Source organism: Steroidobacter flavus (assembly GCF_042651805.1).
Taxonomy (GTDB): Bacteria; Pseudomonadota; Gammaproteobacteria; order Steroidobacterales; family Steroidobacteraceae; genus Steroidobacter; species Steroidobacter flavus.
This window is the reverse complement of the sequence record NZ_JBHSDU010000015.1, coordinates 408,816-424,296: the sequence shown is the minus strand read 5'-3', so window position 1 is coordinate 424,296 and position 15,481 is coordinate 408,816. Positions and strand designations below refer to the sequence as shown.

10 protein-coding genes are annotated in these 15,481 nt (G+C 60.4%); 5 read left to right on the top strand and 5 right to left on the bottom strand.

Annotated features, from left to right (window positions below; translation table 11 throughout):
* The first annotated feature begins 31 nt into the window (after positions 1-31).
* Positions 32-592, top strand: a complete 561-nt coding sequence (locus ACFPN2_RS29640; protein ID WP_380603451.1) for a hypothetical protein — start codon at positions 32-34, stop codon at positions 590-592.
* 67 nt (positions 593-659) lie between these two features.
* Entirely contained in the window at positions 660-2,675 is a 2,016-nt protein-coding gene (locus ACFPN2_RS29635; RefSeq protein ID WP_380603449.1) for an acyltransferase family protein, read from the top strand.
* Positions 2,676-2,690: 15 nt separating this feature from the next.
* On the opposite strand, the gene ACFPN2_RS29630 is transcribed toward ACFPN2_RS29635, so the two are convergent.
* From ACFPN2_RS29630 to ACFPN2_RS29615, 4 genes are read right to left on the bottom strand one after another with little or no spacing between them, the layout of a single operon-like run.
* On the bottom strand, positions 2,691-3,461 hold the full coding sequence (locus ACFPN2_RS29630; RefSeq protein ID WP_380603447.1) for an energy transducer TonB: 771 nt from the start codon (positions 3,459-3,461) through the stop codon (positions 2,691-2,693).
* Positions 3,458-4,153: a hypothetical protein gene (locus ACFPN2_RS29625; RefSeq protein ID WP_380603445.1), complete on the bottom strand. Its 696-nt coding sequence runs from the start codon at positions 4,151-4,153 to the stop codon at positions 3,458-3,460. The genes ACFPN2_RS29630 and ACFPN2_RS29625 overlap by 4 nt, the downstream gene beginning before the upstream one ends.
* 4 nt (positions 4,154-4,157) lie before the next feature.
* The gene (locus ACFPN2_RS29620) at positions 4,158-10,238 is read right to left on the bottom strand and encodes a toxin TcdB middle/N-terminal domain-containing protein (RefSeq protein ID WP_380603443.1); all 6,081 of its coding nucleotides are present in this window, start codon (positions 10,236-10,238) and stop codon (positions 4,158-4,160) included.
* Positions 10,239-10,260: 22 nt separating this feature from the next.
* On the bottom strand, positions 10,261-11,547 hold the full coding sequence (locus ACFPN2_RS29615; protein WP_380603441.1) for a fibronectin type III domain-containing protein: 1,287 nt from the start codon (positions 11,545-11,547) through the stop codon (positions 10,261-10,263).
* Positions 11,548-11,938: 391 nt separating this feature from the next.
* On the opposite strand from ACFPN2_RS29615, the gene ACFPN2_RS29610 reads away from it, so the two are divergent.
* Genes ACFPN2_RS29610 through ACFPN2_RS29600 form a run of 3 tightly spaced genes read left to right on the top strand, consistent with a single transcriptional unit; the run spans position 11,939 to position 14,801 of the window.
* The gene (locus ACFPN2_RS29610) at positions 11,939-13,123 is read left to right on the top strand and encodes a DUF4331 family protein (RefSeq protein WP_380603439.1); all 1,185 of its coding nucleotides are present in this window, start codon (positions 11,939-11,941) and stop codon (positions 13,121-13,123) included.
* A complete protein-coding gene (locus ACFPN2_RS29605; protein ID WP_380603437.1) occupies positions 13,120-13,974 on the top strand; it encodes a DUF4198 domain-containing protein in 855 nt (284 codons plus the stop codon). Before ACFPN2_RS29610 ends, ACFPN2_RS29605 begins: the two co-directional genes overlap by 4 nt.
* A complete protein-coding gene (locus ACFPN2_RS29600) occupies positions 13,971-14,801 on the top strand; it encodes a helix-turn-helix domain-containing protein (protein ID WP_380603435.1) in 831 nt (276 codons plus the stop codon). The genes ACFPN2_RS29605 and ACFPN2_RS29600 overlap by 4 nt, the downstream gene beginning before the upstream one ends.
* On the opposite strand, the gene ACFPN2_RS29595 is transcribed toward ACFPN2_RS29600, so the two are convergent.
* Positions 14,777-15,412 carry an alpha-ketoglutarate-dependent dioxygenase AlkB gene (locus tag ACFPN2_RS29595; RefSeq protein WP_380603433.1) on the bottom strand — a complete coding sequence of 212 codons (636 nt, stop codon included), beginning with the start codon at positions 15,410-15,412 and terminating at the stop codon, positions 14,777-14,779. The two genes, ACFPN2_RS29600 and ACFPN2_RS29595, sit on opposite strands and share 25 nt — an antisense overlap.
* Positions 15,413-15,481 lie beyond the last annotated feature (69 nt).

Below are 15,481 nucleotides of genomic sequence, written 5' to 3'. Positions count from 1 at the left end.
TTCACCGCAGCGTTTGCTCGCGTGTATTTCGATGGCCAGCTTGGCTTTACTGGCCGGCTGCAATTCCGAGCCCGAGCCGGAAGCGGCGGCAGCCGCCACGACGGCGCCCGTCAAGCCGGTTGTAGCCACGCCAAAGGATGAGACCGCCACCTTCGCCAGAGCGGTGGGCGATGGCAAACCGGGCGCAGCCGTAAATATTCGTTATGAGTTCAGCGGTAAGCCGACGATCGGCGTGCCGACCGAGCTGGATGTCGCGTTCATTCCGAGCGCCGGCGTCGATTCGATGGAAGCGACGCTCAGCGGCATGGCAGGCATCACGCTCGCCGGTCCGTTGACCGCCACGTTCACGTCGGTGGAAGCGGGCAAGCCGTATCGGCACAAGATTTCGGTGCTGCCGGATCGCACCGGGGTGTTCTATATCTCCGTGTCGGTGAACACGCAGATTGCCGGCTCCGGTTTGAATCGCAGCTTCTCCATTCCGTTCGTTGTCGGACAGGTCGCGGTACAACAGAAGCCCACACCGCCCAAAGACGACAAAGGTGAATCGGTGAAGTCAATGCCGGCTGAAGAGAGCAGTCAGCCCAAGCAGTGACCGGGAGTCGAGCTGCAACTCGACTTCCTCCCGCCAGCTATCGCATTCCCATCGGCAGCCAATTAACATGGCGCCCGCGCGGGCGCCATGGAATATTTCTGCATTGGAAAAGCAATTTCGTTCGGACATCGAAGGGTTACGTGCGGTCGCGGTCCTGTCGGTGGTCATCTTCCATTTTGGCGTGGGCGCGCTCTCCGGAGGATTCGTCGGCGTCGACGTGTTCTTCGTCATCTCCGGGTATCTGATCAGCGGCCTGTTGTTGCAGGAATTGGAACGTTCCGGGTCGATCGACCTGTGGCGTTTCTACGGGCGCCGCGCCCGCCGCCTGCTGCCGGTGGCTCTGCTCGTCATGTCCATGACGCTGCTGGTGGGGTTGTTCGTGCTGGCACCTGCCGAGCAATTGTTTGCCGCGAAAGGCGCGCTGGCTTCCTCGCTCTACGCCAGCAATTTCTATTTCATGACACTGCTGGCGGATTACTTCGCGCCCGAGAGTGCGTTGAATCCCTTTTTACACACCTGGTCGCTCTCGGTCGAAGAGCAGTTCTATCTCGCGTGGCCAACGCTGTTGCTGGTGCTTTGGCGCTGCCGGCCGACGGTCCGTGCGGTCGCCAGCGCGATGAGCACGCTGACGGTGCTCTCGTTCTTCCTGTGCCTCTGGCTCAGCTATCGCAAGCAGGATTGGGCGTTCTATGCATCGCCGACTCGTGCTTGGGAGTTCGGGGTGGGAGCACTCGCGGTCCTCAGGCCAGTCACCGACTGGGCTCGCCGCTCGCGAGCCGCCGTCCCATTGGGATGGGCGGGCGTCGCGGTGCTGTGCGCGACCTTCCTGATGGTGACCGAAGACATGCGCTTTCCTGGATGGATTGCCGTAGTACCGGTATTGGCGACTGCTGCCATTCTCATCAGTGGTGCGAGCGGACGAAGTGGCGGTCCGGCAGGGTTGCTCGAACTACCGTTGTTTCAATGGTTGGGCCAGCACTCTTACTCGATCTATCTCTGGCATTGGCCGATCGTCGTCTACGCATCGATTCTCGGCATCAACGATCCGATGACAAAGATCATTAGCTGCAGCGTGCTGACTTTGATATGCGCCACCGCGGGCTTTCGATTGTTGGAGAGTCCGGTCCGCGCAAGTGCGTGGCTGGCCGCGCAGCCCCTGCGCTCCGTTACGTTGGGCTTGAGCCTCACTGTGCTGGGCAGCCTGATTGCAATGGGCTTGTCGCAGGCGGCCCGGACGTATTCGACACATCCGTTGCAAGCGGAATTGATTCACGCGATCAAACAGCAGCCGACCGCGAGCGGCAGCGGCCGAAACTGTTTGATTGGTTTTGTTGACGTTGAGCCGGTCAAATGTTTCTTCGGTGCCGGCGCGGCGGCCAGAACCATCGTGCTGTTCGGCGACTCGCACGCCGACCAATGGTCAACACCGTTGGCGCAACTGGCGACTGAGCAGGGCTGGCAACTGGTGACGCTATTGAAAGCCTCGTGCCCAGTTGCGGACATCGCGGATTACAACGTGAGATTGCGGCGTCATTGGCCGGAATGCACGAAGTGGAGAAAGCAAGCTCTGGCGGAGATTCGACGCCTGCAACCTGATTTGGTCGTTGTCTCGCAGTTCTCCAGTGGATACATCCGCGGGCCCTGGACGGCGCGGGGGCAGCATGCGGTGACGTATGAAGAATGGGCGAACGGCTTGAACAGCTCTCTCTCGCACCTGCGCGCGGCTAACATTCCTGTACTGCTATTACGCGATTCACCCACGCCAGGAAAAAATATCGGCAACTGCATCGCACGCGCGCGTTGGCAAGGACTGCCCGAAGAAAATTGCGATACGTCGCGGCCCAATGCACTCGATGCGAAGATCTCGCCGTTGGAAAGTGCGATTGCCGGCTCGATGGGCATGCGGTTCGCCGATCTTTCGGCGGAGTTCTGCGATAACGCCGTCTGCCCGGGCGCACGCTCGGGGCTGCTCGTCTATCGCGATGAAAATCACATCACGACTGCATTCGCAGCCCGTCTGATGCCTGCGTTGCGAGAGCTGTTGGTAGGCTCGCAGATGAGTCAAGCCGTTTCGAAACGGTAGCGACCGAAAGTCGAGTCATTCGGTTTGATCGGGCGGACTGAGTGCCGGAGGCAGATAAGCGACGCCGGTCCGTGTCGGCCTGGGTTCAGGCTCGTATTCGTCGTCCCGATCGCCCGGCGCATACGCTTTTGCCTCGAATGCCAGCATCAACTCGCTCGTGAACACACTCGGGTCCGGCGGCGCTGGGAGAGGAGAGGCTTGTTGAATCGCGCGGACCAGGGACAGCTGCCACTCGGCCGAGCCATTGCATTGCATGAGCTCGATTTCTGTCACGCTGCCGTCTTGGTTCTGGGTGATTCGCGCCTGGCACTGAAACGCAGCGGCGGAGGATTCGTCGATCGCACTCCGCGGCTTGCGCCATACCCGCTGGATGCGACCATTGATCTGACCGGTATAACGGCCGAACAGCATCGATTGCCTCACGGGATCGCCAGCCGTCACGGACGCTTCGCCGCTCTCATCGAGCGATGCGAACTCGGGCATTTCGAAGGAGGGGGTGGGGTCGGGGCTGACGATTTGAATGACGGGATTCGCAATTGCGCTGCCGCGTGAAGCCACATCCATTGCCATGCTTGCGTCAGTCGGGCCGGGCGTGTGCACGATCACCAGCGTCATGAACGAACCAGTGCTCGACACAATCGCCGTCGCGCCCGCTCCCGATTCATCGGGCGCACGTTTGGGGGCGGCGACGGAGCCGAGCGAGACGGAAAGAAACAATGCTGAGTGCAGCAGCACGCTGGCGGTGAGGCCGAGGGCGTGACTGGGCCAGTGTTGTAAATTCCTCACTTGTTACGTTTCGTTCCTGCGAGCAGGGCTTCGCGGACGCGCTCCCATTCGATCCGGTCGGGCTCTTTAGTCACGCAGCCCCCTGCCGGCAGGGGTTCGCAGCGGGCCATCTTCGGGGTGCCGATCTCTGGCGGAATGATGGTCCTGCCCGAGGCGAAGTCGAGCCACTTTTTCGATGCCGGCCCGGATTCAATCAGAAAAATGTTCTCTGCAAAGTCGGTCAAATACAAATTACCCCGCGCTCGCTGGCACGCAACTGTCCCAGGCTTTGCGCTCAGCGCATCGAGCTGCTCTACGCTCGGATTGCCCTCGATGTCGGCTGCGGTCGCGATACCACTAACATTTTTCAGCATCACCAGGATCTGATCGCCAGCCTGGAGTTTCTTATGCGGCAGCAGAAACCGCCGTGTGGCAAATCCCGCGGCGTCCGTGTCCATTTTACCTTTGAACTGTTCGATAACGCGGACGCGATATTTGACACCACAGGTTTCTACAGGTCCGTTGTCAACGTGTTCCAGCGACTCGATTCCCATAATGACCACGTGAGCAACCTGGTCGGCGCGATCGATTTGCTGCTGCAATGGGACCGGCTTGGATGCAGTCACATTGGCATTGGCAGGCTCTATCGCCGCCCAGGGGACGAGTGAACAAGCGCCAATCGCGAGCCATCTCGAGAAGAACTTCTGTTTCATGATGCTACGGTCTCTTGCGATTGCGCCAACGCTCCAGGGCACGCTTGCCTGAATTGTTTGCGTTCCATTCGTCCAAATCGTTCTCCCCCGAGCTTGGTCCGGAGGGTGGGTGTCGCACGTGCCAATCTTCATGGCCGAGCACGAAAATAGCGGCCTCCAGCGGGTCCTGCGGGTTCGGTGAGTACGTCTCGCCCCATTTCTGACGTTGCGGGTCGATGATCTCTGGGCCCGAAATCATGAAGTCCTTCGACCAACCCTCGGGCTCGACCCCGGCTCGATAAATCGTTACCTCGCCGCGGCCTGTGGTCACTCCGCCGACCGGACTATTGCCGCCGCAGTTTGGATCGTCTCCACAGTCAGCGATGCGGTCTCCCGCGGGATTCTTGATCACGTATTTATAACGGTCCGCGTAGTTCGGGTAGAAGGTGATGATGCCTTGTGAGCGAAGCCACTCGGCTGCCGTCTCTACCGTGGATCGTCGAGTATCCGGCGTCGTCCGGCCCCTATGGCGCACGCCGTGAGCCGCAGCGTCCCCTCGCAACTCTCCGCTCGGTTGGGCAGCGGCTGAAAGTAAGCCGCCATTCCACGAGATCACGCGAGATTCCGTTACCTGCGGCTGCCGAGGGGGCGGCGGGGCACTCCCACCGATATGGCCCAGGCTGCCATTCTCGTTCGTGACGGGCGGATCCCGATGGACCGTTGGGTACCATGGCCTGCCGTTTTCTGGATCGATAACGGGCGGCGGATTACATTGCACGCGGAAGCAATTCGGCCGGTCATCATCATCGTCGGTCCAGTATCGGAGCCAGTTGGTGATATTGAACCAATCAAAGCCGTCGAACAGCGAGTCGAGGGACCAGAATCCGCTCGGGTCGGTGTAGCTCAACGGATTGTTCATACTATAGCTGTAGCGATTCAGCGATTGCGACATAAGCGGCGACTGCACATACGGGTCCGCGGACAGGAAGCGGCCGATCTGCGAATCGTAGACACGCCCATTCATGTGGATGAGTCCCATGGAATGCCCGCCGATCATTTCGTGACCGGTGAAGCCCTGCCGGCTCACGGATGCGATCGTCGTTAAGGCGGGGCAAGGGCACGGGCCGCTCCATGTGTCTGCATCGCGCCGGCCGCCGAAGGCGTCAAAGCTCTCGCGGACCAGTGCGGTGCCGTCGCTGTTCAGGATACGCGCCGGGCTGCCGAGATGGTCTTCCAACATGTAGCGGGTTGTATTGGTGCCGTCTGAGCGGCGGCTGACGATCGCCACCGTTCCGCCGATGCCATGGATGTAATGACGATAGTCAGTGACACTGCCGATGGTTACTTTCTCGAGTGCGTCACCGACATACATGGTGGTCTCGGTGAGCGAGCCGTTGGTGTAGACCTGACGGTAGCGCTGGCGATCCGGCCCGTAGTTGAATGTCAGTGTCTTGCCCGGTCCGTTGATCACGCTCGGATAGTTATAGCTGGTCCAGGTGATGTTCTGACCGTTGCGCGTCTGCGCGTTGCCGTTTGCGTCGTAGCTGTAGGTATTCGGTCCGGCCTGTACGACGGCGTGCTTCTTTGTCGCGTGATAGGTCCAGGTGGCCCCGGCTGCGACATCGCTACGGCTGGTGATATTGCCGAGCGCGTCATAGGCGAGATCGAGATTGGTGGTTCCGTTGAGCGTCGAGTAATCGAGCCGATAGAGCGAGTCGTAGTAGAAGTTCTCGGTGAGTCCGAGCTGATTCTGCTGGCGCTGGATCAGATTTCCGATTTTGTCGAACAGATACGATTCGTTCTGTAACCCCGCGCCGCCGCCGACGCCTGACTGGATGCTGCTCAACCGCCCGGTTACCAGATCGTACGAGCGATTGGTCACCACGCCGTTGCCCATCGTCTCTCGCGTGATCTGACCGAAAGCATTGACGGCGTTAGCCTGCCAGAAGACCGTGCTGCCGTTGGCGTCCCGGATCTGATTCAGCGCTCCATTCTGATACGCGTACTGAAGCTTGAACCGGTAGCTGGAAGTGCTCACAGGATATTCGACCGTTCCGAGCGAGCCGGTCGCGGTGTCGTAGGTGTAGGTGTAGTTGTACGTCGTATCGCTGACGATGCTCCGATTGCTGAGGCGTCCCTGCTGATCGTAGGTGTAGGTTTCGGAGTATCCCGGACCGGCGATGCTCGCCAATTGGCCGATGTTGCGACTGGCTGCGCTCGTGCCCCAGGTCCAGGTCGTCGTGCCTTCGGGTTCGACTCGGGTGAGCGGCCGGCCCACATAATCGTACGTGTAGGACACCGGTTGAGACTTCGCGTCGGTGCGCGACTTCAGCTCGCCGGTTGGGAAGTAGTCGTATTGCCAGGCGCCCATGTCGGGATCGTTCGAGGTCATTTTCATGCCGCGCACGTTGTACGTCATCACGATTTCGTTGCCGAGCACGTCCCGGGTCTTGAGCAGATTACCAAAGGCGTCGTACTCGTAGTCCGTGTCGGATCCGGCGGCGTCGATGGTCTGTGCGATCAGCGACGCGGCGTTCATTCGGCGGGTCGTCTCACGATTGAGCCCGTCGGTCTGAGTGGCGCTCAGGCCGAGATACTCGAATACAGTGTCGTGGTTGGAGGAATCGCTGGCGCTGGTTGGGCGGCGTATGCGTTCGATTCGACCGACCAGGTCGTAACTATATGATGTGACGGGAGCCGTTTCGCCGCTGGGGCGAGGGAAACTTTCAGTGTTTACGCGGGCAAACGAGTCATAGGTGCGTGTCACTTCCGAATACGCGCCGCCCAGCAATTGCACGAGTGACTTCTGCGGCCGGTCGAACAGATCGGCATATTCATAGTCCGTACGCAACACGTTGTCGCTCGGGTCGCGCAAGGTGGTTACGAGGCTGACACGGAGCGTCGGCGAACCGCAGTAGCTGTTGGAACTATCGCACGCGGTGAGCGAATAGGCGGTGCGAGTGCCGTCGGGCCGTGTCTCTCGAATCAGACGACCAAAGGAGTCGTAAGTTCTAGCGGTCTGTAACCCGTTCGGATCGGTAATACCGGTGCGGAGGCCGCGAGCGGCGTCCCAGCTGAACGTCGTCGTATGAGTGGTCGAACTCGTCACCTGCTGGCTCGTGGAGTTCGGAAAGCGGCCCGCGTACGTCGACCACGAGACCGTGCCGGTGCGAGCCGGTTGGCCGATCGGCGTCACGGTGACGGAGTTGATATTTCCGAAGCCGTCGAAACCGTAGCCGGTCGAAACCTGCCAGCGCGCGTCGCCAGGCTCCTCGGTCTGTTGCGTAACGCGGCACATCGGGTAGTCCACAGCAAAGCTCGTCGTGCGGGTCTGCGAAGGCACGCCTGGTGCGGTATTAGTGACGGTTGTTTGCGAGGGCTGACCGAGACACCAGTTCGAGATATCCGGGCTGATCGTGTGCGTTACCGTGGACGACCACTGCTGACCGTACTGAGGCGAGCCGGTCTGAGAATCCGCAACGATAGTGGTCGTACTGGTCGCGTTGCCAAAGTCGTCATAGCTGGTGCTCTGAGTGGTGACTTTGACCGCCGCTCCATTCAACGGCCCGCCGACTTCGTACAGCTCGTGCCGGGAAGTGGTCGTATAGACAAATATGCGGCGATTAGTTGCGGTTGCATCCAGGTACTGTGTCGTGAGGCCGAACGCGGTGTGTGATACCAGCGGCCCGGTGGAAGACTGCTGTACGTCGTCGCGATAGACTCGGCCCGCGAATGGGAAGCCAGTGCGCATGTAGATGTCGCGGACGAGCGTGTTGCGGCTGTCGGTGATTCGCAATTGTGAGAATCCCAGAAAGCCGCGACCAGTCACATCTATGCGTGGGCCATAGTACGTAAACGAACGTGTATTGGTCGCAGCCGATCCGTCTGTAGCTCCGCTCGTTGTCGTGACTGAGGACACCATCATCAAGGGGCCGCGATAGTCGCGTTCCGGGTAGCTCGCCACCGTTGTCGGATCTGTGCGATTGGCGTTCGATGCGTACGCAAACGTCGCGTTCGCTCCAAATCCATCGGTCACCGATGCAAGCAGGTCTGGCGGCATTTGTGGTGAGGCATGCTTGTAGAGATAAATGCCCGCTTGGTCCCAGGTCACCAGGTCGTGCTGACCATCACCGTCGACGTCAAGAACGACGACGTTGAGACGATTCTGGGTGCTGACCGGAATGGACGTTGGAAGCACTGGCGCAAAGCCATTGCCCATGGAGAGCAACACGCCAATATTTGTGCCGTTCTCGACCAGCAGGTCGGCTCGTCCATCGGAATTCCAGTCCATGGCGCCGAGCGCATTGCCCGGCAGGCTCACAGTGACAGGCTCCTGTCCGTTGCAGGGAGAAAGAAAGATGGCCGCTTCGGCGATGATGTCGGTGCAGGCGTCGTCGTTGATGCGTGCGTCGCCGATGATCCGGCCAAGGCCGGAGAGCTCCTTGGTGAAACCTCCCTGCGTATAGCTGGTTCGCGACAGGACCATCGAGAGGTAGCTTCGGATGGAGTTGTTGGTCATGACCGTCCACCCGCTGAGCGTGTCCTGTCGACCGTCGCCGTCGAAATCCCTCGGTTCGTTCGGCGTACTCATCGAGCCGCTACCGCCGCCGACGAACGCGATGGGCGCCAAAAAATTCACATTTGTAGGCGACCCTGCATTGCTGACATACAGGCTGGTCCCGCTGCCACCGGTTTTGGAGGTCTGGTAGCTCCACAGCAGATCATCGCGGCCATCGCCAGTGGAATCGGCAATGGTAAGGTATTCGCTGTAGTTGCCAGTTGGAAACGACAGGGATGAGGCTATGAATTGCGAGCCATCCCACCTGTACCGTATGTATTGCTTCGCGGAGTCGATAACCACCACATCGTGGACGCCATTGCCGACGAAATCACCGATATCGATGTCCCGAGCCCTGCCTGCGTGCATGATCACGGGCGAGCCGAAGCCCGCAGCGGTCGCGAAAGCAACTCGGACATTGAGCACTGTGAAGCCGTCCGTGTCGATCTCTGCAAGGATGAGATCGTCCTTGCCGTCGCCATTGACGTCCGCTCGACCGGCGATGCTGTGATTCGCCAGAGTCAGGGTCGTTGGACCGGCCACGCCGCTCGCGCCATTGTGATAGGTGATGATTGTCGGGGCGAGGCAGTCCGAGTTGTCGGAACTCGCACATTCAGTCACGGCGGAAAGTCTCGCCCGTGTAGTTGTCGGCGCGGCCTCGTAGCCCACGGCATATCGGCGTATCAATGTGCCATTGCTGTACGCCTTCACGCCGAGGAGCAGGTTCGTGTTGGTGACCTGAACGCCATCCACATAGCCGACTGTCGCCGGATCGGTCGTGCCAGAAACCTGGCTAGCCTTCGGTCCGTACTCGAAACTAACTGAATTGATGTAGGTACTACCGGCGGCTGTAGCCGGTGAATAAGAAATGCTCACGGGTACAGCAACGCCTGCGGAGCCCGCAGCACCCGTACCGTAAGTAACAACATAGCTATTGCCTGCACGATCACGAACTTTGTTGACCAGCCACATGTACGCCGTCGCAATCGAGGAAGCCGGTGTGACGCGAGAGTCTGGCGTGTTGCCGAATTCGTAAACCCAGCCATTCTTGGCTTTCACTTCAAACGATTGCGGGCCGTTGCCGCTGGCGCCCTGCGCGGTGACCAGCGAAAAAGTCGAAAGCTCGGTGTCATAGGTCGTGCCGGGCTGACCGTAGGTGCTGAGACCGCCGCTGCTGGTGAGCATGAGTCGCTGACCATCGAGACAGAATGCGTCGGCGTAAGTCATGGTCACGCTGGCGGGCACCAGGTCCTGCGCGACTGTTCTATTGCAGCGGACGATCGAGGACAGGCCAGTGAGTGCCCAGCCCGGACCGGCAATACCGCTGCCACCACGGCTGTCGTACGACAACGTCAGAGCCGGCTGAACACCACCAGCGCCCGGCGAGATCCACAACGGAATCTGATAGGTCGCCGCACCGGTCGGCGACACGGAGTGCGTTCCCTGCGTGCGACCCACGGCGGCTTGTGCCTGCGTCGATACAGCAGTTGCAATGGCGGTAGCAGTGAACGCCAGGGCGCAACACGTGATCTTCGTGACGTTATTCATCTCTTGCTCGTCCGTGAAATTGTTAGTCGCAAGCCGCTGGCAATGCGCTGATCACACTCGAGTATCCGCTGTAGTTCGGCACGGCGTCACGCGCTCGAACCCGGTAGCTGTAACTCGTGGCTACGACAACATTCGTATCTGTATATGAAGTCCCGGACACGCTGGCGATCTGCGTGTACGTGCAGGGCGAGCCTGAGCACCGTTCAATGAGGTACGCAGTGACGGCGACGTTGTCGGTGGATCCGGTCCAGGCGAGGGTGAGTTGATTCGGGCCGGCGGTGACGGAGAGGCTGCCCGGTATCGTCGGCGCTTGGGTATCGGAACCCGGTGTCGTTACATAGACGATGCTGGTGAACGCACTGTAGTTCGGTACCGCGTCGCGTGCACGCACGCGATAGCCGTATGTGGTGGAGGCAGCCAGCCCGCTATTGGCCCAGCCGGCGCTGGAAATATCGAACTGCACGAACGCGGAGTTGCAGCCGCTGCCCTGGCATCGCTCCACCTGGTAGCCCGTCACTGCGACGTTATCAGTTGATGGGTTCCAATTGATGACGACACCGGTACTCGAGGACGCAACGGCGGTGAAGTTGGTGGGTGTCGTTGGTGCTTGCGTATCGCCGCCCGCAGACTGTGTCGTCACGTAGACGATGTTGGTGAAGGCGCTGTAATTCGGAACGGCATCGAGTGCTCGCACCCGATAGCCGTAGGTGGTGGAAGGAGTGAGTCCGGTGTTAGCCCATCCGGCGCTGGCAATATCGAATTGAGTAAAGGAGGAGGTGCAGCCGCTGCCCTGACAGCGTTCCAACTGATAGCCGGTAACGGCGACGTTGTCAGTCGACGGATTCCAGTTCACGACGACGCCGGTACTCGATGACGCCACGGCTGTGAGGTTCGTGGGCGTGGTTGGTGCCTGCGTATCGGGCAGAGCTTTGGTCGTCACATACACGATCGTCGTGTATGCGCTGTAATTGGGTACCGCGTCTCTAGCGCGCACGCGATAGCCGTAAGTTGTAGAAGGAGTGAGCCCCGAGTTCGCCCAGCCAGTGCTGGAGATGTTGAATTGGGTGAAGGAGGTGTTGCAGGCGCTGCCCTGGCAGCGCTCCACCTGGTATCCAGTTACCGCAACGTCGTCAGTCGACGGATTCCAGTTCACCACGACGCCAGTACTGGAGGAGGCTATCGCTGCCAGGTTGGTGGGTGTCGTGGGCGGCTGGGTGTCTTGAGCGAATGCAGCCGCCCAGAAGAGCTGCGCCATCCAGAACACCCAGTTGAAGGTTCGCGTTACTACGCGGCGCCGCTGGTGGTGCATCAAGTCGATCCTCGAAATTCCATTTCGCTCCTGCGGTGTGCACGCGTAAGAGCGAGTCTGCCTTCCTAACTTCCAGAACGCGCACGCTGGTCACGCACTCCTCGACGCATGCGCGTCGCAAGTGAGTGCGATCGAAAAACACGGTATTTATGACTATGGACCAAGCATGGCGAGGTGTGATTGCCATCCCTGACTTCGATGCCGCGAGAACCGTTCGGGTATTCTCGGCATGTTTCCCTTGCCGCCGCTTGTTCGTTATCGATGGTTAAGTTGCACTGACGACACAGACATGTCAACCGCTTTTTTGGAGATCATTTAGCTAAAGATTTCGACAGCCTCCGCGGCGCCCGGTGCCTATCGTCTCGTCCATCTTTGGCGATGGATGGAACGTATGACACAGAAAATCAGGAATCGCGCCCTGGTCGTGGCCGCGATGCTGGCCACCAGTCCCTTGTTTGCAGCCGATCATCTCGACACACCGAGCGTGATCGCCGATCCGCGCGCCGACATCGGCGATCTGTTCGCATGGACGTCGCACGATGCCCGCCGGCTCAACCTGGCCATGACGATCGTCGGGCACACCTTCTCCGACCAGTTGGAGTATGTGTTCCACATCGACAGCGGCAAACGTTTCGGACAGACCCACGCAACGACCGACATCGTGTGTCGGATTGCGACCGCCCACAACGTCCTTTGTAAGGTGGGTAATGCTGACGTCGCCAGCGGTGACGCGAGCGACCCCAAAGGGCTGGAGAGTCGAAACAAGCACCTGCGCGTGTTCGCCGGGCTGCGCGACGATCCGTTCTTCAACAACGTGAAGGGCACTCGAGAGGCTTATGCCGTGGCAGCGGACGCAATGATGGGGAGCGCAAAAAACGATGCGGCAGGGTGCCCCATGTTCAGCGAGGCTGCGGCCAAATCGATTCTGGACACCTGGCGCCACACCGGCGGCGGTCCGGCGAAAAACTTTCTCGTGGGCTGGACACCGGCATCGCTGGTGGTCTCGGTGGATCTGGACGTCGTCAATCGTGGCGGCACGATGCTCGCGGTATGGGCAACGACGGCGAACGGCAACAAACAAATCGATCGTATGGGTCGACCGCTCACCGGCAATGCGCTCTTGGGCTCCTTCTCGGACGAGGAAACGAGCGATCGGTTGAAGGAGCGCTACAACAGCGCGACGCCGGCCACCGGCGGTGAGTTCATCTCCGAGATGGAGAAAACATTGGGCATCTACGACGGCTTCGATGGCACGTGCGGCAATCAATTGCTGGCGGATGCAAAGGCGACGTCGCCGGCACGCTATCGACCGTTGGCCACGGTGCTCGCGGATGATCGGCTGTGGGTCAACAGCGAGTCGACGATCTGCGGCGAATTCTTTTCGGTCGAGTTCGCGGCACTGGCCGGCCAGGAGGCGATGGTGATGTATTGCGGCGGACGGACGCCGAACGACGATGCCATCGATGTGTATCGCTCGGTGTTGTCGATGGGGCAGGCGAGAGGCGTCGATGACGGCGTCGATCGCGACGACCATGAACATTCGACCACGGAATTTCCGTTTCTGGCGGCGCCATGAAACGCGGGTCCTTGTTGAGCAGGAACGACGCGCGTCGCTGGATGCTCGCGGTGGCGCTGCTGAATGGAGTCATGTTCTCGTCCGGGGCGGTCGCGCACGACTTCTGGATTCAGCCGCTGCAGTATTGGTCACAACCCGACGCGTCGATCCCAATCACGTTGCAAGTCGGGCATGGCGCCGAACGGCAGCGATCGCAGATTCGCTCGAACCGGATCTCACGCTTCGTCGCCGTGGCGCCGGATGGAACATCGCGCGATGTGCGTTCGGATTTACATCTGCGTGGCGCGACCGACGACGGTCGGTTGCAATTCGCAGCGCCCGGAACGTATGTGGTCGTGCTGGAAACAGACAATCGTGGCCGGAGTGGGCTGCCGGCGCAGCGGTTCAATGACTACGCTCGCGATGAAGGTCTCACGCCGGCGCTCGAGTATCGTGAGCGTGCCGGCAAGATGGCGGCCGATACGGCAGAGAGCTATCGCCGCGTCTCGAAGGCCATCGTGCAGAACGGAGCGGTCGACAGTCGATCTCAGGCGCATGTCACAACGCCGCTGGGACTGACGTTGGAAATCGTTCCGGAGCGCAGTCCGTACTCAGGCGGCGCAGGCGACTTGCCGGTGCGTGTGTACTTCGAGGGTCAGCCGCTCGCCGGTGCACTCGTGAAGCTCACGCAACTGGAGCATGACGATGCCCCGGTCGAGCAGCGTCGGACGGATGCCGCCGGCCGGGCGAGCTTTGCACTGACGCCCCGCGGGACCTGGCTGCTGAATGTGGTTTGGAGCAAGCCCGTCGAGGCGCCGGCCGAGGTAGACTTCGACACGACGTTTTCCAGTCTGACTTTCGGCTTTCCATGACGGAACTTGTCATTCACGACTTGCTCGATACGCAGACCGTCGCGATCCGCGACGTGATCTGCGATGGCAAGTGCCGTCACAAAAGTCCGGAAGAGTGTCCGAACTCGACCTATCTGGTCTTTCCCTATCGGGGTGTCTACATGCGACACCTGGGTAGTAACGAAGCGGTCGCGGAAGCCAATCAAGTCCTGTTCTTCAATCAAAGGGAGAGCTATCGGATCAGCCATCCGGTGCAGGGCGGCGATGCCTGTCTGTCGATTTCGGTCCGCGAAGATCTATTGCGCGAACTGGCGCCGGTCGAGCATCTGCAGGACAACGCGGCGGTGATGTTCAGCAAGCAGCGCTGGCGGATCGATCCAAGAGCACAGGTGCTGGTCGCGCTCCTGCGCCATACCTTGCTCAACAAATCGATCGAGCTGTTGGAAGCGGAGACGTTGACGTTGACGCTGATTCGTCGCGCACTGGGCGAGCGAACCTCACAAACGAAGCGTGCGACTTACGGCCGGCAGAAGCTCGTCGATCGGGCGAAGTTGATCCTTTCTTCCGAGCTGTCGCGTCGCTGGACGCTGACCGAGATCGCGGCGGAGGTCGGTGTGTCGCCGGTGTATCTGACGCAGGCCTTCGCCCAAGTCGAAGGTGTGCCGCTCTATCGATACCAGTTGCGACTGCGTCTGGCTCGCGCGCTGGATCTGCTCGGCAGCTACGATGATCTGTCGACGCTTGGCGTGGACCTCGGCTTCTCGAGTCACAGTCATTTCACCGCGGCGTTTCGTCAAGCCTACGGCCGCACGCCGGCGCAGTTTCAGCGCTCCGCCAATTTGCGCTGACGCCCGGCCTGCATCGAGCTTTGGAAGTTCAGGCTGATCCGCGGCTCGATCACTTCGGGCCATTTGGGCACGCCATGTACCCAATCCTGCTGACAGCGACCGCCCATCACGATCAGATCGCCCGAGTTCGGTGCGAATGAAAGCGACGGGCCGCCGGCTCGCGGCTTGAGTTGGAACCGACGGGTCGCGCCGAGCGTGAGCACCGGCACGATACATTCGGGTTTACGGCACGAGAACCGGTCGCGATGCCAGCCGGTGCTGTCATCGCCGTTGCGATACAGGTTCAACCACAAGCTGTCGTACTCGACGCCATAGTGCTTCGACAGAGCAGCGGCTGCGGCCGTCAGCATGTCGTGGGGCACGCGCTGCAGGCTGCGATATTCGGCGGTGAGTCGCGGCTCCAAGAATCTTTGCTCGAACAGGGTGCGGTAGTGCTGACTCCAGGGCACCGCCGTCGCGAGCGCATCGAACAAACATTCCGAGCCCGACATCCATCCCGGCACGAGCTCGACCCACGACGTGGCATCCAGCGCGGTGCGCCGCGCACTGGCGAACGTCGGATCGATGGCCAGCGCCCCCGGACTCGAAAACAAATCTTCCTGCTGACGCAACGGCTCGATCCCGGCGAAGAACCCACCGCTATCTCAACACTCATCCATGACGGGGGCTGTCGAAATCTT

Bases quoted from the DNA above. Each gene is read 5' to 3' on its own strand.
- ACFPN2_RS29640 (WP_380603451.1), top strand. From the start codon at position 32: ATGGCCAGCTTGGCTTTACTGGCCGGCTGCAATTCCGAGCCCGAGCCG.
- ACFPN2_RS29635 (WP_380603449.1), top strand. From the start codon at position 660: ATGGCGCCCGCGCGGGCGCCATGGAATATTTCTGCATTGGAAAAGCAA.
- ACFPN2_RS29625 (WP_380603445.1), bottom strand. From the start codon at position 4,153: ATGAAACAGAAGTTCTTCTCGAGATGGCTCGCGATTGGCGCTTGTTCA.
- ACFPN2_RS29620 (WP_380603443.1), bottom strand. From the start codon at position 10,238: ATGAATAACGTCACGAAGATCACGTGTTGCGCCCTGGCGTTCACTGCT.
- ACFPN2_RS29615 (WP_380603441.1), bottom strand. From the start codon at position 11,547: ATGCACCACCAGCGGCGCCGCGTAGTAACGCGAACCTTCAACTGGGTG.
- ACFPN2_RS29610 (WP_380603439.1), top strand. From the start codon at position 11,939: ATGACACAGAAAATCAGGAATCGCGCCCTGGTCGTGGCCGCGATGCTG.
- ACFPN2_RS29605 (WP_380603437.1), top strand. From the start codon at position 13,120: ATGAAACGCGGGTCCTTGTTGAGCAGGAACGACGCGCGTCGCTGGATG.
- ACFPN2_RS29600 (WP_380603435.1), top strand. From the start codon at position 13,971: ATGACGGAACTTGTCATTCACGACTTGCTCGATACGCAGACCGTCGCG.